Consider the following 24,145-nt stretch of genomic DNA (forward strand, 5'->3'; position numbering starts at 1 on the left):
AACCCTCGATCCCTCCACCCGCATAGCGGGTGGTTTTATGTTTCGCACGCTTCGCGAGCTCAACTGGCTAAAGCCACTAAAAAAAACAGCCGCTTAGGCGGCTGTTCTAAAAAAGAACCCTGAGAATATTAGAGAGAGTTGCCGATATCGAATCATGCCATATGAAGCTTTATGCATAATTCTATCGTTTGATTAGTAAGGGCTTATTTTAAATAAGCTTACCTTTCAAAAGTGCAAAAAAAATAATAGCGCTTTTGCCCTGCCTTTGTCAAGTCCCGCCCCGCGAATATCGGCAAAAAAGCAATATTTCCCTGCGAGCGCAACAAATCGGACCGATTCCCGTATTACTGATATATTGACGTCCGGTCATGAAAAGGCTACCATGATGACAACTATACAAGCCGGTCCGAAAACATATAAAACCATTATTCCGTTATATGCAGGAGGGTGATGAGCTTGCATTCTTCATCTAAAGAATTGGCAGACCGATATTGTGAACTTATGGACAGGTTACCTCGTCTCATCGATTACACGGGGATTGTCCGGCAGATGAAGTTGAGCACCACCGAAGCGTTTATTCTGCAATATCTGCACAATAACGGCAGCCAGCGCGGTACGGATATCGTGAAAGTGACGGGCCTGACGACCAGCGCAATCACGCAGATTTGCGACAAGCTGGTGCATGAAGGGCTGATCGAACGGAACCGCTCCGAAACTGACCGGCGCTATGTCAACATTACGATAACGGAAAAAGGAATGCAGGTGCTGAAGCAGCTTACGGACTTAAGCGCCGAGCGAATCGTTGAAACGGTGGAACGCTTTACGAACGAAGAGACCCACGAACTGCTTGTCGCGATCCGCCAGCTGGGCGAACTGATCGAATACCAGCGGGGAGACGCCATGAAAGCTGCCAGGGGAAACGAATAAGGCGTTCCAACGGACAGCCGGGTGCACGCAAACAGATGTAAAAAAGAAACACCATTGGATCGATGAGGGCAAGCTGCCCCGGCCAATGGTGTTTTTGGGTTTTACAGGATCCGGCTGCCGAATAAGGAGCCGATCAGTTCCACGGCCAGCTTCGAGGTCTGGTTGTTGCGATCCAGCAGCGGATTCACCTCCACGAAGTCGGCCGAAGTGACCGCCCCCGACTCGCTGAGCAGCTCGAGCAGCAAATGAGCCTCGCGGTAGCTGAGTCCGCCGCGGACGGGCGTCCCCGTTCCCGGCGCTTCGATCGGGTCGACGCTGTCGATGTCGAAGCTGAGATGCACGCCGTCGGTCCCCTGGCCCGCAATCCGGAGCGCTTCCCGAACCACCTGCTCGATGCCGAGCCGGTCGATTTCATGCATCGTGAAACAGGTCAGGCCGCAGGAACGGATAAGCGCCTTCTCGTCCCGGTCCAAATCGCGCGCGCCGATGATGACGCAATGCTCCGCTTTTAAGGAGGCGGCGCCTTCGGCGATTTGATTCAGCTTCAAATGCGTAAGCCCCATTCCTGCCGCAAGCGAGATGCCGTGCATGTTCCCCGACGGGCTCGTCGATTCAGTATTCAGATCGGAATGCGCATCGACCCAAATGACGCCCATGTTGCCGTAATGCCGGGTTAATCCCGCCAAAGAGCCGATGGCAATGCTGTGGTCGCCGCCCAGAACAAGCGGAATGCGGCCGTCTGCCACCGCTTCGGAGACCGCTTCGCCAAGCCGGGTGCATACGGCCAAAACCTCCTGAACATGTTTCATTTTGGTCCCGGCAGGCGAGCGGACGCCCTCCGGCAGGCGGATGGACCGATCCGCCTCGACATCGTAACCGAGACCCGCCAATTTTTTGGCGAGTCCGAATTTCATGATGCTGTCCGGGCCGTGTTCGCTGCCGGGCCGGCCTGCGCCGAGCCCGAACAGCACCCGGATGATGGAAATGGATTGCTCAGGCATATGGGTTCAAGCCCTCCCTTGATTGGCAAATACCTCTCCGATCCGGCTCAACGCGAAGTCGAGTTCTTCCTCGGCAATGACCAGAGGCGGCGCCAGCCGGATGGTCGTCTCATGCGTTTCCTTGCACAGCACGCCGATCCGGGCCAAAGCTTCGCAATACGGTCTGGCAGGCACCGACAGCTGCATGCCGATCAGCAGGCCTCGCCCGCGGACCGAAACGATATCGGGATGCGAGATCGATGTAAGCTTTTTCATAAACATGCGCCCAAGCGCCTCCGATCGCTCCGCCAGCTTTTCCTCCTCCAATACGTCCAGCGCCGCAAGCGCGACCGCGCACGCAAGCGGATTTCCCCCAAAGGTCGAACCGTGCGAGCCGGGCTCGAACACGTTCATGATCTCCCCGTCGGCCGCGACCGCGGAAACCGGCAGGATCCCCCCTCCAAGCGCTTTGCCCAGAATATAGATGTCGGGAACCACGTCCTCCCAATCGCAGGCAAAGGTTTTGCCCGTCCGGCCGAGTCCCGTCTGGATCTCGTCGGCGATAAAAAGGACGTTCCGTTCACGGCAAAGTTCATACGCCTCGGACAAAAAGCCTTCCGGAGGAAGGATGATCCCCCCCTCGCCCTGTATCGGCTCGACCAAAAACGCGGCCGTATCCGGCGTAATCGCGGCCCGGAGCGCTTCCAAATCGCCGTAAGGGATGCTTTTGAACCCCGGCGTGAAGGGGCCGAAATCGCGTTTGTACGCCGCTTCCGTCGAAAAGGAGGTGACGGTGATCGTCCGGCCGTGAAAATTGCCGTCGCAGACGATGATTTCCGCGCGGTTCTCCGGAACGCCCTTCACCCTGTACGCCCAACGCCTCGCCAGCTTGAGGGCGGTTTCCACCGCTTCCGCGCCGGTGTTCATCGCGAGGATTTTTTCTTTTCGGGTGACTTCCGCCAGCCTCCGCACGAATGCCGCCAGCGCGTCGCTATGAAACGCCCTTGAAGTCAGCGTGACTTTATCCGCCTGCTCCTTAAGCGCCTGTATGATTTTAGGGTGGCGGTGTCCATGGTTCAGCGCGGAATACGCGCTCAGCAGATCCAGATAACGGCGGCCGGCCGCGTCCTCTACCCATGCTCCTTCCGCCTTGGTTATCACGATCGGCAGCGGAAGATAGTTGCTTGCGCTGTGACAGTCCATCATTTGCAGTACCTGCTCCGTTGTTGCCATAGCTGCACATCCCATCATGTGATCTTTTCGCCCTGCTTACGTTCCTATCTTATTGGCGGAAAGCCGGTTTCATGATTCGTGAATTTCAGAACGCAAGCGTAAACGGCTTCGCCGTCTTTGGCGGGAGGAGTTTTACATATGGCGATGGAACAGGGTGGAACAAGGTGGAAAGATGATGGGGAACAGCAAAAAAAGCACCGCCTTCCCCCGCTTGCTTGCAGGTAGAAGACCGGTGCTTTTTCGGTCATGCCCGTCCGCCATAGGGCGGAACGTTATTTTTTGGATTCGAGCGTCTCCAAATATTCGGAAATCTCGGCCGGCGTTTTGGCGTATTTGCTGTGCAAATGGGCCAGCTTTTCGCCGTTTTTATATACGAGAAGGCTCGGAATGCCGCGCACTTCGTTTTGGCTCGTAATCTCCTCGAACTGCTCCACGTCCATGGCGTAAAACTCTTTGTCCGCGTGTTTCGCCATGATGTCAGGCAGGAATTTGTCAAGCGTCTTGCAATCCGGACACCAGGTCGCATCGTATTTGATGACGGTCAGTTTGTCGCGGTTGATCAATTCTTCGTATTGCTGCTGCGTTTGAATTCGTTCCATGTTCTGTAATCCCCTTTACCCAGCGTCTTTTGCGGCTTCATCCGAGAAGCTTCCGTTCGGGAGCTGTCCATGAGTTTCGTCACAGCCCGAACCGTTCTCTTATTTTAGCCTTTTATGGCCGGGTTTGCAAAAGGGCTACATCGCATGCATGTCGTGCCCGGGGGACGGCGTCTCCCATCCGGAGGGGCTGTGCCCGAGCCAGGCGGCGACGCATAACACGACGACCGGGATGACGATGTAGATCATCCAGAACGAGTAGCGCACAGGCGTTCCGGGAGCGGGACTTATGGCAGACGTATGGACCGGCTTGACGGCGGCCGCCGCGGGTTGTCCCTCGCGATGCTTGCGGTCCTGAATCAGGTAAATGACCAGAGCCGTGACGGCGATGTACATCGCATCCGTAATGAACAGCATGGCGTCCCACTGGCGCACCGGGATCATTTCCCCCAGCATCGCCCCGTGAACGCCGCCCATGATGCCCCCGCCGATGCCTTCCACGACGGCAAGCAGTCCGAGCGGCCTGCCGATCATGAACCCGATCGCAAAGCAAAAGACGATCGAAATTCCCGTCGACAGCACCAGATTCTGGGCAAACACCATGCCGAGAATGACGCCGATGGTCAAATTCGACATCAGTCCGGTCGTCATCGCGACGACGGTGCCGGTCATATTTCCGAGCAAATGGCGGTTCATCTGGACGTACATGATGCATAACACCGTATAAATGAAGACAATCAGCATACTCATGTTCAACAGCATACGCATGGCTCCTTTCGCCCTGATGCAGCAGCGGATGCCGCAGACAGCGCCCAGCATGGGCGCATGCTCCCATCCGCCGCTCCTTCCGCTCGTAAGAAGCTTATTCAGCCGCCTTTATCTTTATGCTGATAACCCGCGTTAGCGGCCAAAGGAACAGGCCCACTGAAACGGGCCTTCTGCGCAATGCCTTTTTCGTCCCCCCGGACACCTGGATGCCATGGTTTAAGGCTTCCGCCCGTGCATGCGCCAATACTGGCGCTTTCCTTCGTCGCGAACCGTCACGCCCAATTTCGAAAGCTCCCGGCGCAAGTCCTCCGCGTCCTCTTTTTCGTCTTTGCCGATCGCTTTCTCCCGCGCCGCAAAAAGCGCGTTCGCGCTTGGCGAAAGGTCGGGGCAACCGGGCACCCATCTCGCATATTCGCCTTCGAAAGGGTCTTGCTCCCGCCAATTGTAGCCATGCCGGGTAAACGCCTCGGCCAGCTTCTTCCGCTTCGTCTCCGGTTTTTCCCGGTACAGCACTTGGCCGTCCGTCCCCAGCAGAACAAGCTGCTTGTTGTCCACAAATACGGCGGCCACTTCCCCGTGCTTAAAAGACCGCTCCTTGCCGCGAATGCGCAGGTTGACCTCTTGATCGGATAGGCGAATCTGCAGCGTTTCCCTCATGGCCACGAGCGAGAGCCATCCTCCGACCAGGGCTCCGAGCGCAGCCGTGGCAAACGACACCCAGCCCCCTTGAAAGGAAGATACCAATTTGAGCGGGCCCTCGAAAGGAACCCACGGCAATTTTAACGCCCAATGGGCAAGCTTCGGAAGAAACCACCCGACTGCCGCACCCGCCACCGGGAAAAACGTCCAAATAACCGTTTTATCGGTCCGGGTCAGCCCTAATTCCGTAAATTCCATCACGTTATGCAATGACATTTCCCCCTTTTCGGAACACGCTGTTCACCGCTTCCTTCCATATGGTTTCATAGTCCAGTTGGATTCCCATCATCATGTAGCTCGTCATATTATCGATGGCAAGCGCCAGCAAATAGGCTTTGGCTTCCACGTTTTCCTGCGGAATCGCCCCGAGATCGGCCCCATGCTGCAGCAGCCCGCGAAAGCCGTCCAAAAACGCCTGCTGCATCCGGGCGACGCGATCGCCGTAAGGAGTGCCGCGGCCGGCCGTGAGCATGAACTCGTGGAGCAGCCGCATCGCTGCATGCAAATTGCCGTCATCCTCCGGAAACATACGAAGGCCTCCCTGGTAGAGCTTCTCCGCAAAATTCCGTTCGTTGAAATCGGACACGGAAAAATACGCCTCAAAACGGTAGTCGCTGAACATAAATTCGAACACTTTTTCGACCAGTTCTTCTTTCGATGCGAAGTGGTAGTAGATCGACGGTTTCGTCATGCCGACCTCGGCCGCGATCATGGCGAGGCTTGTTTTTTCGATGCCGTGCTTCGCAAACAGCAGGGTCGCCGCCTCGATCAGCTGCTGCGAGGTCACTTCCCTTTTTTTCATGATGAACCTCCTTTTTTTACCTACCGATAGGTAAAATTTTATCCGCGCCTAAAGATGGCGTCAATAGTCTGTTTTAAGAAAACAGCTATTGGCCAAAAGCGGCGAATGATGGCATGAATCCTCCGAGCGGCTCTTGGGCCTCACGAAAAAAGAGGAGCCCCGGACGCGCCGCAGCTCCTCTCCTTCATGAATCAAGGGTAAATCTTCTCCCCGTTTTCCAGCATGCGGATGAATTCCTCTACCTTTCTTGCGCGGGTTTCGGGTTTCTTCGCGTTATGGATGCGAAACGCAATCGCGTACTTGTTTTGGCTGTTTAACGTGTCGTAAAACGCCTTGGCCTGCGGATGTTCGGCAAAGGCGGCCTCCAGCTCCGCCGGCAGCCCGCCGCGGCTTTGCGGCTTGTAGGCCGAATCCCAGCGTCCGCTGGCTTTGGCCGCTTCGATCGCCTGAAGTCCGGCCGGCTTCATCCGGCCCTCCGCGATCAGTCGCTCCGCCTTCTCCCGGTTGATCTCGGACCAGAGGCTGTCCTTTCCTCTCGGCCCGAAGCGCTGAACCCAGCTGCGCTCATCGAGCGCCTCCTTGCGGCTGTCGATCCATCCGTAGCAGAGCGCGCTTTCCAACGCCTCGGCGTAGCTGACGGTGGCTAGCCCCGCGTTTTTTTTGGCGATTTGCAGCCTGACTCCGCGCGACTCAAGATGATTCGCATCAAGCCAAGCTTCCCATTCCTGCTGGTTTGCGCACAGCAGCAGCGGCCATTCCGCTTGTCCTCCGGATTGAGCCATCAGGATGCTCCTTTCTGCGTAGACGCGTTTTCACTTCTGAAATACGATGCTGTAAAAGGCTTCGGTCCATGGCCGCGTGCTTAATACCTGAAAACCGGTCTCCTTCAAGATGCGGGCCATATCGGCCGAGGAAACGCGATGGGCTTGCGGCGGCCCGCTCCCGGTATCGGCGACCTCCCACTCGATGCACAGCGCTTTGCCTCCGGGCTTCAGCACGCGCCGGATCTCGCTCAGCCCTTGCGCAAGCGGCTCCACTTCATGCAGCACCATCGAGCAGATGACGGCGTCGACCTGCTCGTCATCGAGCGGGATTTGTTCGGCTTCGCCCTGGATGATTTCGATGTTGCCGTCGAATTCGCTTTCCTCCAAGCGGCTCAGCAGATAGTCCAGCATCTCGGATTGCGCGTCCAGCGCATACACGGTGCCGCTCGTTTTTTCCGCCGCCGGGAACGTAAAGTAACCTGCGCCGGCGCCGACGTCCAAAATATCCTCGCCGCCTTTCAGTTCAAGCAGGGCAAGAAGCTCTTCGGGCGGCAGCTTTTTGCGCCGTTCGGGATTGTCCAGTCTTGCGATCAGCGTCGGGTCGAATCGTTTGTCATGCATGGGTCGTCCTCCTTGTCATGTTCGGGTGAGTCCATTCTAGCATTTCCCATCAATTGGATTCAATGAACGGAAATGCCATCCGCACGGTCGTTCCCCGCCCAGGCTCGGACTCCACCTGAATCTGCCCCTTGTGCGCAATCACGATCGCATGGGCGATGCTCATGCCCAGTCCGGCGCCGTCGGTCGTCTCATCCGTGCTCGTCCCCCGGTAATAGCGCTCGAACAGGTTGCGCTTCGTTTCCTCATCCATCCCTTTGCCGTTATCCTCCACCGTGATCCATGCCTGCCCGCCGTCCTTTCCGGTCCGGACCGTAATCTCCGTTCCCTCCGGGTTATGCTTGACGGCATTGGTGAGGATATTGTCCAGCATCCGCCGGAACCATTTCGGATTCGCCAGGATCGCCAAGGCGCCGTCCCATTCCTCGAAGGAAAACTTAGCGGTATCCACCGTGGCGTCATTAACGTAACGGAGCACCGAACGGCGGACGAATTCGTTGAGCTCGATCGGCTGCAGCGGAATTTGGATCGCTTTGTTTTTCAGCTGGAACGTCAGGGAAAAGTCCTGAAGCAGCTCCAGCATAAAATCCCCTTTTTCCCGGATCATGCGTCCCATCTCTTTCAGCTCGGCTTCATTCCAGGCGAACTGCCCGCTTTCGAGCAAATGGCCGTACCCTTGGATGGTCGACAGCGGCGTCCGCAGATCATGGGATATGCCGGTCATCCATTCTTCCCGCGTCTGCTCGAGCATTTTCCGTTCCCGCTGGGAAGCGTCGAGTTTGGTGGCCATGTCGTAAAACCCGGCGATCACCTCTTTGTAGAGCCTGTACCGCATGCGGATTTTGCCGTTTTTGCGGAATACCTTTTTGCGCTCCTTTTCGGTCAGCGCTTCGCTGTAGCGCCCTTGGCTCATGCGCTCGAACCAGCCCGCAAACAGCATCAGCGGCTGTCCGTAGCGGTAGCCGTGCCAAATGGAAATGCCGAACGTCAGCACAAGCACCGCCGCCCCGATCGCCACGAGCACAAGGATCACGTCATGGAAAAACGTCTGCTTCACGAATTCCTTCTCGGGCTTGCCTTGATGGAGCAGCCAGGTATAACCGGAGTTTTCGTCGAAATATACCGATAAATCCACCGGATATTTGCCCGGTTCCACCCGCATGGACACAAGCTCCAGCGCGCCGTATTTGCTTTTCTTCGCCTCGGCCTGTCCGACCGATTGCAGAATTTGCCCGGTAGGGCTCACGACCTGCAAATAATCCTTATCCCCCGTCAGCTCCGCCTTGACCTTGCTCTCCGCTTCCGGACGGATGCGCCCGCCGCTGCCGAACTGCCGGAACCACTGCTCCAAACTCTGCGCGCCTGCATCCTTCGAGCCCATCAGATACAGGACGGAATGCATCCCGTCAGCCTCGCTCTCGAGCAACGTCTCCACACGGTAAGGACCGAGACGCCGCGTTTCCTGGATGTGCAGCAGCTCCGCCGCTCCGTAGGAGGTTTTTAAATCCTCCCCAGCATTCACGTCATAAATCACGTTTCCCGATTCATTCACGACCTGCAGCCAGTAGCCGCGTTCCTTCAGCAAACCTTGCCAGCGCTTATTCATGCTGACATGGTCATTTTCAATAAAGGTTTCGGTCGTGATGCCGTCGAGCGCGCTGGTCGAAAACGTCCGCTTCAAATCCTGGTTCACGAGGTAGCTGATCAAGGTCAAAAGCAAAACCGCCAAGGTGAGGAGAATCATCACCCACAGCAGCAAAACCTGGTACGTAAAATGCAGCGTCAAACGGGTCCGGATCCGCTTCATGCGTCCACCTTCATCAGCTTGTAGCCGAGGCCGCGGACCGTGACCAAAAGCTTGGGATCGCCGGGATCTTCCTCGATCCGCTCGCGGATTTTGCGGATATGTACCATGACGGTGTTGTCGTCCCCCAGCCCGTCAATGCCCCATACTTCCTCATACAGCTGCGATTTGGAAAAAACGATGCCGGGATGCTTGCATAAAAACAACAGCAGCTGATACGCCTGAGCCGGGCACGGCATTTCCTTGCCGCCGACGATCAGCGTTCCAGCATATTCGTCCAGAACGAACCGCCCGAAATCGTACCTGCCGCGGGATTCCTCCGGCACGGCTTTCGCGGGGGCGGCGGCCACCGTTCTGCGGAGCCTTGCCTTGACGCGGGCGGCGATTTCCAGCGGATTAAAAGGCTTGGTGACGTAATCGTCCCCGCCGGTGGCAAAACCGGTAAGCACGTCCAAATCCGAGGTCCGGGCCGTCAAATAAATGATATGCGCGTCGGACAGCCGCCGGATTTGCGGACACAGCTCGAACCCGGTCTGATCCGGCAGCATGACGTCCAGCAGGATAATATCGAAGGAATGGCGGGCAGCCAGCTCCAGTGCTTCCTGTCCGTTATAGGCCGCATAAATGTGGCGGAAGCCTTCTTTCCGCAGCACCATCTCGATGAGCTGAACGATCGATTTTTCATCGTCAACGAGCAAAATTTTGGCGTTATACATCGAAAAAACCACCTCAAACAGCATTGTATCAGACCGTTCTTAATTCCAGCTAAACAAAAAAAACGTAGGCTTTAGCCAGCGTTAAGGTTTCCTTTAGCTTCGCTTTAATGGGGGTTGGTATTGTGCTCGTGAGGTGATAACGTTGACGACACGCAAAAGGGTTCGTCTGATCGACGGCTTGCGGGGATTCAGCCTGCTGGGCATCCTGCTTGCCAACATGCTTATTTTTCAATACGGAATGTTCGGAAAAGACATCTTGCATCTATTCCACGTTCCGGCCGCCGACGCGGCCGCGCACAACATTCTCCTGGTGCTGGTCGAAGGCAGCTTTATGCCGATCTTCGCCTTCGTGTTCGGGTTCGGCATGATCAAGATGAAGGAAAGCTTAAACGCCAAAAACCGCAAGGCAGGCTGGCCGTTGGCGCGGCGTTTTGCGATGCTGATCGCCTTGGGCCTTCTCCACAGCACGTTTTTGTGGGACGGGGACATCCTGCTGTTTTACGGCGCGATCGGCCTGCTGCTGCTGGTCTTTATGAACCGAAAACCGAAGACGCTGATGGTGTGGAGCATCATATTCCTGACGGTGACGGGGCTGATCGGACTGGCGCCCGAAGATAAAGCCGACAAAGAAATGCAGGCGATGAACCATCGGATCGAAAATTACGTTCAATCGACGGTTACGCTGTACGCCGAAGGTTCCTATGCGGAAATCAAACATGACCGGAATACGGCCAATCCGCTCGGCAACGACCGCGCGTTTGCCCTGGTTATGGTCCTGTTTTCCCCGCTGATGACAGCGCCGATGTTCCTGATGGGGATGTATTCCGCCAAAAAAGGATGGTTTGCCGACCCTGACGAAAACAAAGGCATGTACCGGAGAGGGATGCTGATTTTTATACCGCTCGGACTCGCGATGAAATCTTTCCATCTATTATTCCCGGAAATGATCGGTTCGGGCACCGGGGAAATGCTAGGCGGGTTCGCGCTCTCGATCGGATATATCATGGGCTTTTCCTTATGGTACGCGAAGTCGGCCCCCTCCCCTTTAATGGAGCGGTTTGAAGCCGTCGGCAGGCTTTCCTTGACCAACTACCTGATGCAAACGGTCATCTGCACGACGCTGTTTTACGGCTACGGGCTCGGCTGGTTCGGCAAGGTCGGCGTCATCGCCGGCTGCGGGCTGGGGCTCATCATTTACGGCGTGCAGCTGTTCGCCAGCGGATGGTACCTGACACGGTTCAAATCCGGGCCGGTGGAGCGGGTGCTGAGAATGTGGACGTATTTTTCGTTGGACGGAAAAGCCAAGCGCAAAAAGGCCAAACCGATGGCCGTGGAAGCCTAAAAGCATGTACAGAGAGAGAAATGGCCGCTGCTTGAGACAAGGTATATCGAAGCGTGCACGGTATGACGGGCAATCGGCGCGGAACGTTCAGTCTTCGGACTCCCGGCGCTGCTCCTGGCATTCAAAGCATTCCAGCGTTTGGTCCTCCTGCACCGTTCCGTTCAAAAAGCCGTTCTCGCAATAAATCGCTTTGCCGCAGCCGCGGCAGTTGCCGATGAATTCCTGCATGGTTCATGCCTCCGCTCATTAGGGATTAGAAAAAGGTTAGAAATGGCGCTGCATGGCTCCATGTTACCATGGAACCCTATGCGGGGGCAGCAAAAAACGGGCGCTCTCCTTCCCAGGAGAACGCCCGTTTTTTCTTCATGCATACTGTTCATGCCAGCCTTGCTTTTCAGGCGTGGGTCAGCTTCTTCTGACGCGTCCGAAAAACAGCGAAACGATAAACAAAATGAGGAAAATGAAGAACAAAACCTTCGCGACGCCAACGGCCGCCGACACGATGCCGAAGAAACCGAAAATCCCGGCGACAATGGCTATGATCAAAAATAGAAATGCCCATCCTAACATATCAATCACCCTTTTCTATCAAAGTTTGGTGCGATACTTACTTGTAACCGCTCTGCGGCCGATTGAACCGGAAAAAGGATCATAATCATGTTCCGAATTTTGTCATATGCTTTTTGTAAACGCATTTACAAGCCCTGTCGTAAAACGGTTTTGACATCCGCCGCCACGGCTGCATCAAAGTCCGTAACGGCGTCGTGGCGAAGGTCAGATAAGCCGCCATCGGATGCGGGATCATGCTTCAAATAGGATTCATGAGGTAAAAAATTATTCACATGAAAAAATAAGCCTACTCCCGGATCATGCCAAGCGGAATAGGCTTATTTAAGGTTTGCAACCGGCAGGCGGCATGTCCGCCTTACATCGATTGCCCCGCATCCACCGTAATGATTTGCCCCGTCAGCGCTTCCTGCTCCAGCGCGGCGCAGATCATATGGGCGATGTCCTCGGGAGATGCGGTATCCCCCAGCAGCAGGCTGCCCGCCAGCTGCTCCATTTGCCGCTCGCGGCCTTCCCACCATCTCGTCAGCACGGCGCCGGGAGCGACGGCGTTCACGCGGATGTGCGGCGCAAGCGCCTTGGCGAGGGAACGGGTCAAACCGTGCACGGCCGCTTTGGAAACAGCATAGGGAAGCGACGACCCCGTCCCCGTAATGCCCGCGATGCTGCCGACGTTGACGATGGCCCCTTTCCCCTGCTTTTTCATGTAAGGAGCGGCTGCCCGCGCGCAGTAAAACATGCCCTTCACGTTGATCCCGAACAGTTCGTCCCACGCCTCATCGCTGACGCTTTCAAGATCGTCCATGGCAATATGGCGGGTCACGCTGGCGTTATTGACGAGCAGGTCGATGGTTCCCCAGCGCTGCGCAACGGTTTCTGCCATCGCCTTCACCTCCGGCTCGCGGGAGACATCCGCCCGAATGGCAAAAGCCTGCCCTCCCCGGCTCTGAATGAGGCGCACCGTCTCCTCCGCTTCTTGTGCCGACCGCGAATAATTGACGGCCACGGACGCCCCGCGTTCAGCCAACAAAAGGGAAACCGCCCTCCCGATGCCCGTGCCGCCGCCGGTAACCAAAGCTTTCTTACCTCGTAAGTCCATTTGCAACCCTCTCCTTTCATTTCATTGGTTTGCGCCTCTGAGCGCTTGGGGCTCCCACGCTTCCGCAATCGCGACCTCTATAACATCATGCTTCCGGAGCAAGCTGGGCCACTCCGTTGCCAAACGACCAGTTTTCCTGCGTGTTTTCCGTCACAATGATCATCACATCCTGCGGGCGAACCCCCGCATTCGTCTCCAGCAGCTCTGTCATGCGGGCATACAGCGCTTGTTTTTTGCGCAGCGGGCGCCCTTCCTTCATCGTGATTTGAACGAACATTTGCTGCTCCGATCTGGAGATGTTCATATATCCCGTATCGTATAACAATTCGCCCGGCGGGTGCGGGGTAATGACCTGAAAATAATCGTCCTCCGGCACGTCGATCGTTTCGACCATGGCCTGGTGGATCGAGCGGCTGATCACGGACAGTTCTTCCTTGGATTTCCCGTGATGCAAATCTATGCGTACAAACGGCATGCTCAAACGCCTCCTTGATGATGTATTGCCTGCAAAATCATTGTATCCGATCCCGTTCTATCTGTATAATTGAATTATATGAACTCATAATTCAAAAATATTGAATAAAAAATGGAGGAACCATGGACCTTAAAGCCGTCAAAACCTTTCATCGGATCGTAGCGCTTGGAGGCTTCAACCGTGCGGCGGAGGAACTCAATTATGCCCAGTCCACCGTGACGATGCAGATCCAAAAGCTTGAAGCCGAGCTCGGCGCGCGGCTGATCGAACGGGGCAAAACGTTTGAGCTGACCGAAGCGGGCCGCCTCTTTCTCGAACAAAGCGCGCCCATCGTTCGGGACATCGACCAGCTCCAGGACACGATAACGGGGCTCGCCCTCGGGGAAACCGGCAACGTACGGCTCGGCGTGGTCGAACCGATCGCCAGCTACCGGCTGCCGGACATTCTGGCCGGGTTTCTGCGGGACTACCCCAAAATTCGCGTGTCCGTGACGATCGCCAATTCTCAGACTTTATGCCGGCAGCTTCACCGCGGCGAATTGGATCTGGCCTTATGCTCCCCGCCGCCGTTCGGGACGGATCTGCATTTTGAGCCGGTGCTCACGGAGCGGTTCGTCGTCCTGCTCCCGGAAGATCATCCGCTGACGAACAAACGCGAGATCGCCATTTCCGATTTGCGGAAACACCGTCTGCTCATCACCTCGGCCGACTGCCCGTACCGCCGCAAGCTCGAAACGCTCATGCAGGAGTCGGGCGGGCATCCCCCGGATACGGTCGAGATCGGCAGCATGTCGGCCTTGAAATATTACGTCAAAAGCGGCATCGGATGCGCCCTCGTCCCCTGGTCCGTATTATGTCCCCAGCCTGACGGAACGGCGGTCCGGCCGCTGCAGGAAGACCGGATCGATCTGACCTGCGGCATCGTATGCAAGGCGGCCGAGTACCCGCCGCGCCTCGCTGCGGGCAAGCTGTACGGCTGGCTGAAAGAGGGGCTGGCACGGAGCGCGGCCTCCTCCGCCGTCGGCACGCAGCCGTAAATAACGTCGACCGATGCACTTGCACGGAAAAACCCGGGGCGCAAGCCCCGGGTTTTCGACATGTTCGTATAATTTGGCCCGATCTCTTCTTCCCCTAATTCAACCGCACTTCGACCGGATCGGAATTGATTCGGCTGCCGACCGCGCGGATCACGAACTCGTAGGTTTCCGATGCCTTGATGTTTCCGACCGAAAAGCTGTAGTCGGTTTTGCCCGCTTCGGCTTTCACGTACGCGTTCCAATACGGTTTGATTTTGCCGTTTTTCTCGTAAATGCGGAAACCTCGAACGGGCTCGCTGCTCGAAGACGGCGCTTTCCATGATAGGACGGCTTTGCCGCCGCTGTATTGCACCGCCGCGTTTTGTACCTTGGCCGGCTTCGTATCCGTCCGCTTGATGCCGTATTGATCGTACAGCTTCACGCCGTTGTCGCCCGGCTTTTCGTCTTTTTTGGCCGCGGTGTAAGCTTTCATTTTCAGCACGTCGCCGGAAACGGACACGTCCGTGAACATCTTTTTGTTCGGCTGGGCGTCGATCGCCGCGAAATAATCGTTATACCCCGGATATTTCGTATAGAACTTATCCCCGAGCGCGTTGGACATCAGGTACACCGTCCCTTTCGGGTTGACGGCATTGCCCTCTGCATCGTACGTGATTTGGCTGGTCGGGACCACCTTGTCATCAAGCATTTGGTACGATCTCATGTACATATGGTCATGCGCTTCGAACACCATGTCGATGCCCATTTCGTCAAAGGCGGGAACGAGCACCTTTTTATAAAACTGGACCCGGTCGTCCTCCCACTCCCCGGCATTGTCGCCCGCAGAATACGGCCCTTTGTGGAAGGCGACGAATTTCCATTTGGCGTTGCTTTTGGCGACGACGTATTTCATCCATTCGACCTGATCGGCAAACTGCGGATCCTGCTCCTTGATGTCTTTGCCGTTGCTTGCAAGCTCCCCGGCATATTGGGAGTTGAACACCAGGAACAGCGCGTCGCCGTACTCAAAGGAGTATACCGAACCGTCATGCGTATTTGCGACCACCTGCTTCGGCAGATTGAAGTGATGATAGAAGTTCGAGTTCGGCGTCGTCTCGTCGCCGTCGTAATCCTGCACCTCGTGGCCGCCAAGCACCGGAACGATCGGCACGTTCAGCAGCTGGTCCTGCGCAACCCCCAGCATCCACTGCCACTGCTCCTCGAGGTCGCCGTTATCGACCAAATCTCCCGCATTGATGAGGAATTTCGGGTTGCCGATCGTTTGCACGGCTTTCTTGAACGTATCCGCCCACGGCTCGAAATCCGTTTTGCTGGAAGCCTGCGAATCGGAACCGACGATGAAGTGGAACGGCTGGGCTCCCGCCGCGTCCGTCGTAAAGCTGCCCACCGCGCTCCAGCTGTCCGCCGCGCCGCTGCCGACGCGGTATTTGTACGCCGTTCCCGGCACCAGCCCGGCCGCCGTCGCTTTATGGCTGTAAAATTTCTTTTTCTTGTTCGCGGTCCGGTCCGCTTTGGTGAGATAGGTTTGAACTTCCTCGGTCGTCCCTTGGAACGTCAACGCCTCCTGTTCCGGGAAGCCGCCTCCCGCAGCCTTTGAAGCCTCGACGACCTGCACGACGGACGGCGTCGTCACATCGGTATACCAGGTAAAGGAACGGCTGGTTTTGGCGTCCCCGTTCAAAGTCATGTTGATCAGCTTCGGCACGACCGCCGTGCCTTGCGTATTTTGGATCGCAAAGCTCCACGACAGATCCTGGGACAACGGAACCTGGTCATCCCTGCCCCTTACCAATTCCTTCGGCACTTTGACCGTGTAGGTTTGACCGTAAGCAAAGGCCGGGTGTTTAATGTTCAACGTATTGCCGTTGACGACCTCAGCGGTTACGGACCCGAGCGGGTTATTGTTTTTGTCCGTGATGCTGACGCCAGAACCCGCGTTCAAGGAAATCGCCTTGTTGAACGTGACCGTTACCGGAGCGGATGGAAGCACGCTGCTTTCGCCCGGTTTCGGCGATTGGCTCAGGACGGTCGTCGGCGTTTCTCCCGGTCCGTTTCCTTGCGTTTTTCCCGTCACGCGAATGTCCTTGATCAGGCTGGAGCCCGTGCTGCCGATACCTTGGCTGCCTTTGGTGTTCGTATTCGAACTGACGACCCAGCGGATATACAGCAGGTCCCGGTCATTGGCGGCTGCCGGCAGGGCGGCCTCCTTCAGCTTGCAAGAATCATTGGCGCAGTTGAAGCTGGACAGCGACATTTTCAGCGCCGTACCGGGCACATCCGTCCAGTTCTGGTTGTCGCTGCTGATCTGCACCTTAAAATCGCGCGGGCCCGTCCCCGACGATGTTTGCTGCGAGGACACCGCGATTTGCTCGTAGCCTTTGGTGGAAAGGGTGGCGAGCCAGTATTTTTTGCCGCTGCCGTTATCCCACCCCTGATAACTGATCGAATGCTGGCCGGCGTCGTAATCCTCGAAATAACCGCCGACGTTGCGGAAGCTCGAAGAGCCCTGATTTACGCCGCCCGTTGCCTGGAACACGCCTCCGGTCCCGGAATTCGCAAACGTCCACTCGGCCAGCACGGCCTGCTCCTGCGGCGGAGTTGCACCCAACGTTTTCACGTTTACCGCAGCGCTCGGGCCCGATTCGTTCCCTGCCGCATCGAAGGCCGTCACGGTGTACTTGTATGCCGTGTTTGCCGCAAGCCCGGAATCGGTATAGGATACGCTGTTCGTGCTGCCTGCTTTGGTGCCGTCCCGATAAACGTTGTAGCCCGTGACGGCGACGTTGTCCGTCGACGCGGACCAGGTCAGTTTCACGCTGCCGGACGTCACTTCGCCGGCCGCCAAGCTTCCCGGAACGCTGGGAGCTTCCTGGTCGGAACCGGGAGCCGTTTCTTTCGGTTCTCCTGTCACCGAAATCGAGATCAACTGGCTCGAACCCCGGTCCCCGATGGTCGAGCCGCTCGTGCTGGTATCCGTGACGACGACCCAGCGGATATACAGCTGCGCCTGGTCATAGGCCGCCGGCGGCAGCGGGATCTCGTTCAATACGGAAGGCGTATCCGGACTCAGGACCAGATCGGGCACATTCGTTCCGCTTCCCGTTATATTCGTCCAGTTTTCCCGGTCCGTGCTGAACTGCACCCTGAAATCGCGCGGGCCGGTCGTCCCTCTCCCTTGCTGCACGGAAGAAATCGCAATATTGTGATAACCCTTGGTCGACAGGGAAGCAAGCCAATATTTCTCCTTCCCTGCTTCCGGATGCCAGCCTTGATAACGGATGGCTTTGAGATCATTGTCCCAATCGTAAAAAAGCCTTGGCGGGACAGGCTGAAGATTCGAGGCTTGCTGGTGCACCCCGCCCGTTGCCGGGAACACGCCCAAATCCGTCGGATTGGAGGCGAATTTCCATTCCGCCAGCGGAACCGGAGCCGCTTTGCCGTCGGCATGCGATGTTCCCTGTACCGGCAATGCCAGCACGAACACGGCTAACAGCAGTGATAAAACCTTTTGACACCTTTTCCACGAAAACGTACCCATGTGCATCCCCTTTCCCTATCTACCTCAAAAATTAAATCGCTTTAACTTTTGAACGTCATCCTAGCAGGAGACAGCCGGCCGGCCATTCCCTGATAAATATACGGTTAGGGCAATGCAATCAGAACTCCAAAATGGAATGCGGAGAAAGCGGCCGGTTATCCGCGCCATGTTTTTGCCTTCCGCCGCCGATCTGTACCGGTACAGATCCGAATTAATGGTATTGTAGCAGAGGGGCCGAGCGCTTAGAATAAAAAACGTCGATAATTCAGCACGTCCGGAGGAATAAGACGCCCGCTTTCCTGGCAGAGATTCTCCCGCCGCGCGTTATTACTCAGGGGGTTGCTTACATGAACATGACTCAACAACAAAAAGCCGTTTTGGCGGTGATCATCAACGCCGTCATCGTTGGTTTTTCGCCCATATTCGTCAAACATTCGCTTAATTTTGCCGATCCGCTCGACGGGCTGGCCCATCGCTTCACGATTTCGTTCGTTGCCGCCTCCTTGTTGGCTTTTCCTGGTTGGGCCCGATTGAAGGCGATGAAAAAAACGTTCCTTACCGTCGTTCCGCTGGCGCTGCTTAATCCGTCGCTGTTTTTCGCCCTGCAGGCTTTCGGCCTGCAGCATGCTTCGTCGGCGGTAGCCGGCATCGTGCAGGCGACGGTTCCGATATTCACGATGATCCTGGCCGCGATTTTCCTCAAGGAACGCACCGGATCGGCTGAGCGGCTCTGCACGCTGCTGTCGGTAGCCGGCGTCATTCTCGTTTTTGCGGTGCCCGGCGTCGGCTCTTCTTCCGCCAGCCTGCTCGGCGTCACGCTCATCCTGCTGTCGGCGTTGTCCCAGGCCGGATATACGACGCTGGGGCGCAAACTGACGCGGACGGTGCGCCCGAAAGACCTGACCTACATGATGATCCTTTTCGGTTTTGTCGTGTTTAACGCGATCGCCCTGATCAAACATGGCGCCGAAGGAACGGTCTCGTCCTATTTCGTGCCGCTAAAGGAAACCGGGTTTATCGTCGACATGGTTTATTTGGGCGTGTTGTCCTTCCTTGTCACGTCCTTTCTGTCCAACTACGCGCTGTCGGTTCTCGAAGCCTCCACCGTCAGCGTGTTTGCGGGCTTGTCGACCGTCGTCACCATCGCCGGCGGGGTGCTGCTGCTGAACGAGCAGCTCGGCTGGTACCACTGGGTAGGAGCGGCCATGATCGTCGCCGGGGTGACGGGCGTCAATCTGGCGAAAAAAAGAAAGCGCACGAATGGCAAAATGAAAGAGCATGCGGAGGCATGCTGAAAAAAAACACAGCAGGACTCAGGCGTTAATTCAAAATCTGGGTCCTGCTGTTTTATTGTCATACAATCCATCAACCGCTCCAATCGCTCCGCAGCGTAAACAGCTCCTTAAGCGCTTCGGTCGACAGTTCGGTGATCCAGCTTTCCGTGCTGGAGATGACGTTGTCGCTAAGCTGCTGCTTGCTTTCGAGCATTTCGTCGATGCGTTCCTCGAGCGTCCCGATGGAGATAAACTTGTGCACCTGCACGTCTTTCGTTTGCCCCATCCGGTAGGCGCGGTCGGTGGCCTGATTCTCCACGGCGGGATTCCACCAGCGGTCGAAGTGAAACACATGGTTGGCCGCGGTCAGGTTCAGACCGACGCCCCCTGCCTTGATGGACAATATGAACACGTTCGGCTGCGCTTCGGACGGCAGCGTGCGGGACTGGAATTGCTCGATCATCCGGTCGCGGGCGGTTTTCGAGGTGCCGCCGTGCAAATACAGCACCGGCTCCTGCAACTCTTGGCCCAGAACGCGCTGCAGCATCTCGCCCATGCCGATATATTGGGTGAAGATCAGGCAGCGTTCCCCGTCTTCGCGCAGTTCCTTCACCATTTCCAGCAGCCGTTCGAGTTTCGCCGAACGGCCGATCAGCGTTGGCGTATCGATTTCGTCGCCGTCCTCGTCGGCATTTTCCCAGGATTCCCCCGTCAGCAGCACCGGATGATCGCATATCTGTTTCAGTTGGGTAAGCGCCGAAAGAATCGCTCCTTTCCGGGCCATGCCTTCAAGCTTCTGCACCCGGTTCATCAGGTCGTTGACGGTCTGGTCGTACAGGGCCCCCTGCTCGGCGGTCAGATGAATATAGGTTTTCATCTCGTTTTTGTCCGGCAGGGCAAGCTGGATGGCCGGGTCCTTCTTTTTGCGCCGCAGCATAAACGGCTTGACCAGCTTCTGCAATTGGGCCGTCCGCTGCTCATCCCGCTCCTTTTCGATCGGCTGGATGAACCGGACGTTAAAAGCCTTCAGGCTGCCCAAATATCCCGGATTCATGAAATCGTAAAGCGACCAAAGCTCGGATAGGCGGTTTTCGATCGGCGTGCCCGTAAGCGCGATCCGATGCCGGGCAGGAAAACTGCGGACGGCGGCGGATTGTTTGGTCTGGGCGTTTTTGATGTTCTGGGCTTCGTCGAGGCAAAGCGACTCCCACGTCATTTCCTGAAGCAGCTCCTGATCGAGCGTCGCCGTCGCATAAGAGGTCAGAACGACGTCCGCCTGCCGGACGGCCTCGCGAAAGCCCCGCTCGTCGGCACGCCGGCTTCCATAATGCAGCATCACCTTCAAGGAAGGGGCAAACCGGCCGATTTCCTTTTGCCAATTCCCCAAAACCGACGTCGGACAGATCAGCAGCGACGGATTTCTGCCGCCCGGATCCGCGGCGGTCTCCTGCAAATGGAGCAAATACGTAATGAACTGCACCGTTTTTCCGAGACCCATGTCATCCGCAAGGCAAGCGCCCAGACCGAATTTCCGCAAAAACGCGAGCCAGGAATACCCGTCGTACTGATAGGAACGCAGCTCGGCTTTCAGCCCCTCGGGAATAGGGGGCTTCGGCCATCCGGACTGCTGCCCGAGCTGGCCGAACAGCCGCTCGAGATGGTCGTTCAGCTCGACCTCCAGCTCCACGCGGGACAAAGCTTCCTCTTCCGGTTCGCCTGTTTCCCCGTCGGTTTTCCGATTCTCGTCCCTTCTTTGCAGATGCAGCTGAAGCACGTCCTGCAAAGACATGCCTTGCCTGCGATCGATCCCCTGCATCATTTGGCCGATCTGCTTGACCAAGACAGGATCCAGCATGATCCATTCTCCCCGGAACCGGACGAGCCGTTCGTTGCGTTCGACCAGCTCCTGGAACTCGCCTTCCGTCAGCTGGGTTTCGCCGATCGCGATCCGCCAGTCGAATTGAATGATCGAACCCAGGCCAAACAACGAGCTGCCTCCTTGGGCAGCCTCTTCTCCTTCGCCCGAACGGACTTTGGCGCGGAGCTTCGGTTTGCGGCGGCTGGCGGCCTCCCACCAGGCGGGCAGCAGCACCTGCCATCCGGCTTCGAGGAGGCGGCGGCTGTCAACCGTCAAAAACCGCCAGGCCGCCGCATCGTTGAGCGGGCTCGCGAACAGATCGCCCTGCGCGCCTTGCGCCAATCCGGGCAGAACGGCCCGCAAGTTCTGCGCCCAACCTGCGGCACGGTCCCGGACATGGCCCGCCCATGCCGCCGGCCATTCGCCGGTTATGCCGCCGTCGGTACGAAGGCGAACCGGAACAAGCATGGACAGGTCCTGCTTGTCCTGCAGCACCAGCCGAAGGCGCCATGCGGGATGCTGCTCATCGGGCTCCAGCAATTGCAACAGCGGCCGAAACGGCGACGTATCGGCCTTCCACCCGATGGAGACGAGCCACGTTTCCTCGTCGAGCCCCTCCATCGCGCCGCTCCGCGCAAACAGCATCGGGTACTCCCGCCGCAAATCGGCGGCGGCGGTCTCCGTCCCGAAATGCTGCTGAAACGCCGCGGCCGAAAACGCAGCCCGCAGTCCCTCGGCAAATTCCCCGCTGCTGCGGCCGATGTCCTGGCGGGCCGAGGCGCTCAAATAAGCCTCGTCCCACGTCCACCCGAGCCTTCCCGCCAAAGCCGCGGCCAGGCTCGGGTGGAAGCGCCGCTCCCGCAGAAGCTTATAGAGCGGCGGTGCAAGCCGGAGCAAAAGCTCCGCTTGCTCATCCCATTCCCATGCGACATGCTCCAGCAGCTTCAATTCCCCGAAAAAAGGGATGACCTGCTCGGCGGGCAAAACCACTAGCTCCGCGTCCTTCACGTTGCGGAGTTCTAAATCCGTGCCATAGAAAGACGCTTCATGCCAGGCAAACAAACGCTGTTTCAATTGAAGCCCGGGCACGTACCGGCGGGCTGGGGTCGTCCCGAAAATCAGCGCATCCCCGTGCGCGCTCAAGCGAAGGTGTACCGTGATGGTTTCCGCGTACGTCAAATAAGAACTCATGATATCAGGTTTCCTTTCCGAAGCTCCTCCTGCAAGGCCCGCAGCCGCCCATGGCGGTCGACGAAGGCATCCAGGAACTGTTCCCACCGCTCTTCCCGCTTCATTTTTTTGTACAGCTTGCCGAGACGCTTGAGCAGCTTGACCGCGTCTTTGTAGCCCGACCGGTTTTTCAGCAAAATATAACGTTCGACCGCCTGATGGTAAAAAGGAAGCAGCAGTTCGGGCGCCTCCTTCTCCAGCGGTTGCAGGACGCTGACGCGGAGCTCCAGCGGTTCGGTTCCCGCGCTCAGCTGCATGTCCATCCACGGCTGCCACTTGCCGTAATCCAGCAGCGCTTCCTCGTACATCTCTTTGGATTGGGGAAGCATTCCGGCCAGCGTCTGCCACATTCGTTCCTCCGACTCCGGAGCATGCCGAACGGCCATGCCCCAATAACGCATATAATCGGAAGCCTGCTCTTTCCGGTGGCCGCTAAGCAGCGGTCCGATCACCACAAGCCAATCCGACAGCCGCGTCCATTCCCCTGCTTCGGCGATTTCTCCCAAAAACGAAAATAAAAATCCGTGCGGGACGATAAAAGCTTTGCTTGCGCCATGCAGCCACGTCCATGCTTGCCGGTCTTCTCCCATAAGAAAATACACCCGGCTGTGCGCCAGCATCCAGGAAAGACGGGACAAACCGTCTCCCAAATCCTCTTCGGCGATTTTCAGCTTTTCGAGCTCTTCCCGGTACATCCGGTCGTCCCCGAGATGCGGCCGAAGCCACTTCAGCCACAGCCGGTCGTAGGCCTCGAATAAATATTGATGGCTTCTGGCTTCCGTCAGCATCTGTCTGCGCAAATACGTCAGCGTTTTCGTCACCCGCGGCCAGAGCTCTGGTTCCGTCGCAAGCGGGATGCCCCATTCAAAAATCTCCCGCATCGCCTTCAGCAAATCATCCGCAGCCACCTGCACGTGGTATCCCAAGTGGCCGGCGGCCGGCAGCAATGAATGTGCGGGCTTCACCAGTTTGATGAGCATAAACAAATGCGCATGAAGATCGTACAGCTGCTCCATCCCGGGCGAAAGCGGCGGTTTCATCGACTCGATGGCGGCTATCGCGCTTCGGGCGTACCCGGCATTCGGGCTCCCGAATTCCAGCGGTGTAATGCATTGTTTGAACAAAACATGCCACTCGGCGATGCTGATTTCGGGAATTCGCAGCGCCCTTTCCTTGAGCGACGCGCTGCCTCGGCGCGTTCCCGTCCGCGCCGGAGCTTCGCCCTCTTCCGGCAGCGCCACGTAAGGCTTCTGCAGCCTCAGCGTAGCATGGGCATTGACGATCGCATGGACGGAACGCCCTTGCCGGCTTGCGTAATCCAGAAGCACGGCGATGATATGCTTGCACCCGCTCCCCTCCGGACAAGAACAGCGGCTGGCGGATAAAGCCTCCGTTTGGACAACAACCTCCAAAGGTTCGCCGCCCCCGACAACGGCTGCGATTCCCCCGGCCCCTTCGGGACGGGTCTCGCGGACAAAACCCTGCTTATAATATTGAAAGCCCCGTTTGATCGTAACCTCGCTGAACTGCTCGCCGACGTCCGCAATGAGCTTCTGCCATTCCATATCGTTGATCATATGATTCGTATCCATTTGGACTATCGTCTCCTAGCGGAGTTTTAATAGATGTGCATCTACTCTATCATATCCGATTCCGCCTTAAAACCGTAAGCCTTCGCATGCCGCTCCCATAAAAAAGAGAACCCTTTGCACGCCTTGTGGACGGCAGGGTTCTCATACGGAAATGCAAATTCAAAAGTGCCGCGGCCTTTCTTGCTTCGAAATTCCAAGCGCATCACGGATGGCTTGCGAATCTTCG

The 24,145-nt window shown here is 57.0% G+C and carries 21 protein-coding genes; 4 read left to right on the plus strand and 17 right to left on the minus strand.

Annotated elements, in window-relative coordinates; all coding sequences use genetic code 11:
* Positions 1-549: 549 nt before the first annotated feature.
* The gene (locus MKY58_RS23950) at positions 550-927 is read left to right on the plus strand and encodes a MarR family transcriptional regulator (protein ID WP_339322399.1); all 378 of its coding nucleotides are present in this window, start codon (positions 550-552) and stop codon (positions 925-927) included.
* Positions 928-1,028: 101 nt separating this feature from the next.
* On the opposite strand, the gene rocF is transcribed toward MKY58_RS23950, so the two are convergent.
* The 10 genes from rocF to MKY58_RS24000 all read right to left on the minus strand — a co-directional run bounded on the left by rocF (position 1,029) and on the right by MKY58_RS24000 (position 9,907).
* Positions 1,029-1,928 (minus strand): arginase, encoded by a 900-nt coding sequence (gene rocF, locus MKY58_RS23955; RefSeq protein WP_339322400.1) that lies wholly within the window; start codon positions 1,926-1,928, stop codon positions 1,029-1,031.
* Positions 1,929-1,934: 6 nt separating this feature from the next.
* Positions 1,935-3,140, minus strand: a complete 1,206-nt coding sequence (locus tag MKY58_RS23960; RefSeq protein WP_339322401.1) for an ornithine--oxo-acid transaminase — start codon at positions 3,138-3,140, stop codon at positions 1,935-1,937.
* A 272-nt stretch (positions 3,141-3,412) separates the two neighbouring features.
* Entirely contained in the window at positions 3,413-3,739 is a 327-nt protein-coding gene (locus tag MKY58_RS23965) for a thioredoxin family protein (RefSeq protein ID WP_339322402.1), read from the minus strand.
* A 135-nt stretch (positions 3,740-3,874) separates the two neighbouring features.
* Complete coding sequence (locus MKY58_RS23970) at positions 3,875-4,555, minus strand: hypothetical protein (RefSeq protein WP_339322403.1); 681 nt, start codon at positions 4,553-4,555, stop codon at positions 3,875-3,877.
* A gap of 165 nt (positions 4,556-4,720) precedes the next feature.
* Complete coding sequence (locus MKY58_RS23975) at positions 4,721-5,404, minus strand: DUF308 domain-containing protein (RefSeq protein WP_339325239.1); 684 nt, start codon at positions 5,402-5,404, stop codon at positions 4,721-4,723.
* Position 5,405: 1 nt separating this feature from the next.
* Complete coding sequence (locus MKY58_RS23980) at positions 5,406-6,005, minus strand: TetR/AcrR family transcriptional regulator (RefSeq protein ID WP_339322404.1); 600 nt, start codon at positions 6,003-6,005, stop codon at positions 5,406-5,408.
* A gap of 191 nt (positions 6,006-6,196) precedes the next feature.
* Positions 6,197-6,787: a YdeI/OmpD-associated family protein gene (locus MKY58_RS23985; RefSeq protein WP_339322405.1), complete on the minus strand. Its 591-nt coding sequence runs from the start codon at positions 6,785-6,787 to the stop codon at positions 6,197-6,199.
* A gap of 30 nt (positions 6,788-6,817) precedes the next feature.
* Complete coding sequence (locus MKY58_RS23990; RefSeq protein ID WP_339322406.1) at positions 6,818-7,390, minus strand: class I SAM-dependent methyltransferase; 573 nt, start codon at positions 7,388-7,390, stop codon at positions 6,818-6,820.
* Between the two features lie 49 nt (positions 7,391-7,439).
* Positions 7,440-9,194 carry a HAMP domain-containing sensor histidine kinase gene (locus MKY58_RS23995; protein ID WP_339322407.1) on the minus strand — a complete coding sequence of 585 codons (1,755 nt, stop codon included), beginning with the start codon at positions 9,192-9,194 and terminating at the stop codon, positions 7,440-7,442.
* Entirely contained in the window at positions 9,191-9,907 is a 717-nt protein-coding gene (locus MKY58_RS24000) for a response regulator transcription factor (RefSeq protein WP_036715670.1), read from the minus strand. The genes MKY58_RS23995 and MKY58_RS24000 overlap by 4 nt, the downstream gene beginning before the upstream one ends.
* A 142-nt stretch (positions 9,908-10,049) precedes the next feature.
* On the opposite strand from MKY58_RS24000, the gene MKY58_RS24005 reads away from it, so the two are divergent.
* Entirely contained in the window at positions 10,050-11,249 is a 1,200-nt protein-coding gene (locus MKY58_RS24005) for a DUF418 domain-containing protein (RefSeq protein ID WP_339322408.1), read from the plus strand.
* An 87-nt stretch (positions 11,250-11,336) separates the two neighbouring features.
* Here MKY58_RS24005 and MKY58_RS24010 read toward each other — a convergent pair whose 3' ends face one another.
* The 4 genes from MKY58_RS24010 to MKY58_RS24025 all read right to left on the minus strand — a co-directional run bounded on the left by MKY58_RS24010 (position 11,337) and on the right by MKY58_RS24025 (position 13,390).
* The gene (locus MKY58_RS24010; protein WP_197070095.1) at positions 11,337-11,477 is read right to left on the minus strand and encodes a hypothetical protein; all 141 of its coding nucleotides are present in this window, start codon (positions 11,475-11,477) and stop codon (positions 11,337-11,339) included.
* 177 nt (positions 11,478-11,654) lie between these two features.
* Positions 11,655-11,819 (minus strand): DUF1328 family protein, encoded by a 165-nt coding sequence (locus tag MKY58_RS24015; RefSeq protein WP_036715957.1) that lies wholly within the window; start codon positions 11,817-11,819, stop codon positions 11,655-11,657.
* 355 nt (positions 11,820-12,174) lie between these two features.
* Positions 12,175-12,915 carry an SDR family oxidoreductase gene (locus MKY58_RS24020; RefSeq protein WP_339322409.1) on the minus strand — a complete coding sequence of 247 codons (741 nt, stop codon included), beginning with the start codon at positions 12,913-12,915 and terminating at the stop codon, positions 12,175-12,177.
* 85 nt (positions 12,916-13,000) lie between these two features.
* Complete coding sequence (locus tag MKY58_RS24025; protein ID WP_339322410.1) at positions 13,001-13,390, minus strand: tautomerase family protein; 390 nt, start codon at positions 13,388-13,390, stop codon at positions 13,001-13,003.
* A 122-nt stretch (positions 13,391-13,512) separates the two neighbouring features.
* On the opposite strand from MKY58_RS24025, the gene MKY58_RS24030 reads away from it, so the two are divergent.
* Entirely contained in the window at positions 13,513-14,427 is a 915-nt protein-coding gene (locus MKY58_RS24030; RefSeq protein ID WP_339322411.1) for a LysR family transcriptional regulator, read from the plus strand.
* Positions 14,428-14,521: 94 nt separating this feature from the next.
* On the opposite strand, the gene MKY58_RS24035 is transcribed toward MKY58_RS24030, so the two are convergent.
* Entirely contained in the window at positions 14,522-17,965 is a 3,444-nt protein-coding gene (locus tag MKY58_RS24035; RefSeq protein ID WP_339322412.1) for a fibronectin type III domain-containing protein, read from the minus strand.
* Between the two features lie 347 nt (positions 17,966-18,312).
* Here MKY58_RS24035 and MKY58_RS24040 point away from each other — a divergent pair, with 347 nt between their 5' ends.
* On the plus strand, positions 18,313-19,260 hold the full coding sequence (locus tag MKY58_RS24040) for a DMT family transporter (protein WP_339322413.1): 948 nt from the start codon (positions 18,313-18,315) through the stop codon (positions 19,258-19,260).
* Between the two features lie 70 nt (positions 19,261-19,330).
* On the opposite strand, the gene MKY58_RS24045 is transcribed toward MKY58_RS24040, so the two are convergent.
* Both MKY58_RS24045 and MKY58_RS24050 read right to left on the minus strand, forming a co-directional pair.
* Positions 19,331-22,288 carry a DEAD/DEAH box helicase gene (locus MKY58_RS24045; RefSeq protein ID WP_339322414.1) on the minus strand — a complete coding sequence of 986 codons (2,958 nt, stop codon included), beginning with the start codon at positions 22,286-22,288 and terminating at the stop codon, positions 19,331-19,333.
* The gene (locus tag MKY58_RS24050) at positions 22,285-23,919 is read right to left on the minus strand and encodes an SWIM zinc finger family protein (RefSeq protein WP_339322415.1); all 1,635 of its coding nucleotides are present in this window, start codon (positions 23,917-23,919) and stop codon (positions 22,285-22,287) included. Before MKY58_RS24050 ends, MKY58_RS24045 begins: the two co-directional genes overlap by 4 nt.
* Between the last annotated feature and the right edge of the window lie 226 nt (positions 23,920-24,145).

The organism is Paenibacillus sp. FSL W8-0194, from assembly GCF_037969745.1.
GTDB classification, from domain to species: domain Bacteria; phylum Bacillota; class Bacilli; order Paenibacillales; family Paenibacillaceae; genus Paenibacillus_AQ; species Paenibacillus_AQ cookii.

Excerpts from the sequence above, each read along its gene's own strand:
- MKY58_RS23950 (WP_339322399.1), top strand. The coding sequence starts at position 550 with ATGAAGTTGAGCACCACCGAAGCGTTTATTCTGCAATATCTGCACAAT.
- rocF (WP_339322400.1), bottom strand. The coding sequence starts at position 1,928 with ATGCCTGAGCAATCCATTTCCATCATCCGGGTGCTGTTCGGGCTCGGC.
- MKY58_RS23960 (WP_339322401.1), bottom strand. The coding sequence starts at position 3,140 with ATGGCAACAACGGAGCAGGTACTGCAAATGATGGACTGTCACAGCGCA.
- MKY58_RS23965 (WP_339322402.1), bottom strand. The coding sequence starts at position 3,739 with ATGGAACGAATTCAAACGCAGCAGCAATACGAAGAATTGATCAACCGC.
- MKY58_RS23970 (WP_339322403.1), bottom strand. The coding sequence starts at position 4,555 with ATGCTGGGCGCTGTCTGCGGCATCCGCTGCTGCATCAGGGCGAAAGGA.
- MKY58_RS23980 (WP_339322404.1), bottom strand. The coding sequence starts at position 6,005 with ATGAAAAAAAGGGAAGTGACCTCGCAGCAGCTGATCGAGGCGGCGACC.
- MKY58_RS23985 (WP_339322405.1), bottom strand. The coding sequence starts at position 6,787 with ATGGCTCAATCCGGAGGACAAGCGGAATGGCCGCTGCTGCTGTGCGCA.
- MKY58_RS23990 (WP_339322406.1), bottom strand. The coding sequence starts at position 7,390 with ATGCATGACAAACGATTCGACCCGACGCTGATCGCAAGACTGGACAAT.
- MKY58_RS23995 (WP_339322407.1), bottom strand. The coding sequence starts at position 9,194 with ATGAAGCGGATCCGGACCCGTTTGACGCTGCATTTTACGTACCAGGTT.
- MKY58_RS24000 (WP_036715670.1), bottom strand. The coding sequence starts at position 9,907 with ATGTATAACGCCAAAATTTTGCTCGTTGACGATGAAAAATCGATCGTT.
- MKY58_RS24010 (WP_197070095.1), bottom strand. The coding sequence starts at position 11,477 with ATGCAGGAATTCATCGGCAACTGCCGCGGCTGCGGCAAAGCGATTTAT.
- MKY58_RS24015 (WP_036715957.1), bottom strand. The coding sequence starts at position 11,819 with ATGTTAGGATGGGCATTTCTATTTTTGATCATAGCCATTGTCGCCGGG.
- MKY58_RS24020 (WP_339322409.1), bottom strand. The coding sequence starts at position 12,915 with ATGGACTTACGAGGTAAGAAAGCTTTGGTTACCGGCGGCGGCACGGGC.
- MKY58_RS24025 (WP_339322410.1), bottom strand. The coding sequence starts at position 13,390 with ATGCCGTTTGTACGCATAGATTTGCATCACGGGAAATCCAAGGAAGAA.
- MKY58_RS24030 (WP_339322411.1), top strand. The coding sequence starts at position 13,513 with ATGGACCTTAAAGCCGTCAAAACCTTTCATCGGATCGTAGCGCTTGGA.
- MKY58_RS24035 (WP_339322412.1), bottom strand. The coding sequence starts at position 17,965 with ATGGGTACGTTTTCGTGGAAAAGGTGTCAAAAGGTTTTATCACTGCTG.
- MKY58_RS24040 (WP_339322413.1), top strand. The coding sequence starts at position 18,313 with ATGAACATGACTCAACAACAAAAAGCCGTTTTGGCGGTGATCATCAAC.
- MKY58_RS24045 (WP_339322414.1), bottom strand. The coding sequence starts at position 22,288 with ATGAGTTCTTATTTGACGTACGCGGAAACCATCACGGTACACCTTCGC.
- MKY58_RS24050 (WP_339322415.1), bottom strand. The coding sequence starts at position 23,919 with ATGGATACGAATCATATGATCAACGATATGGAATGGCAGAAGCTCATT.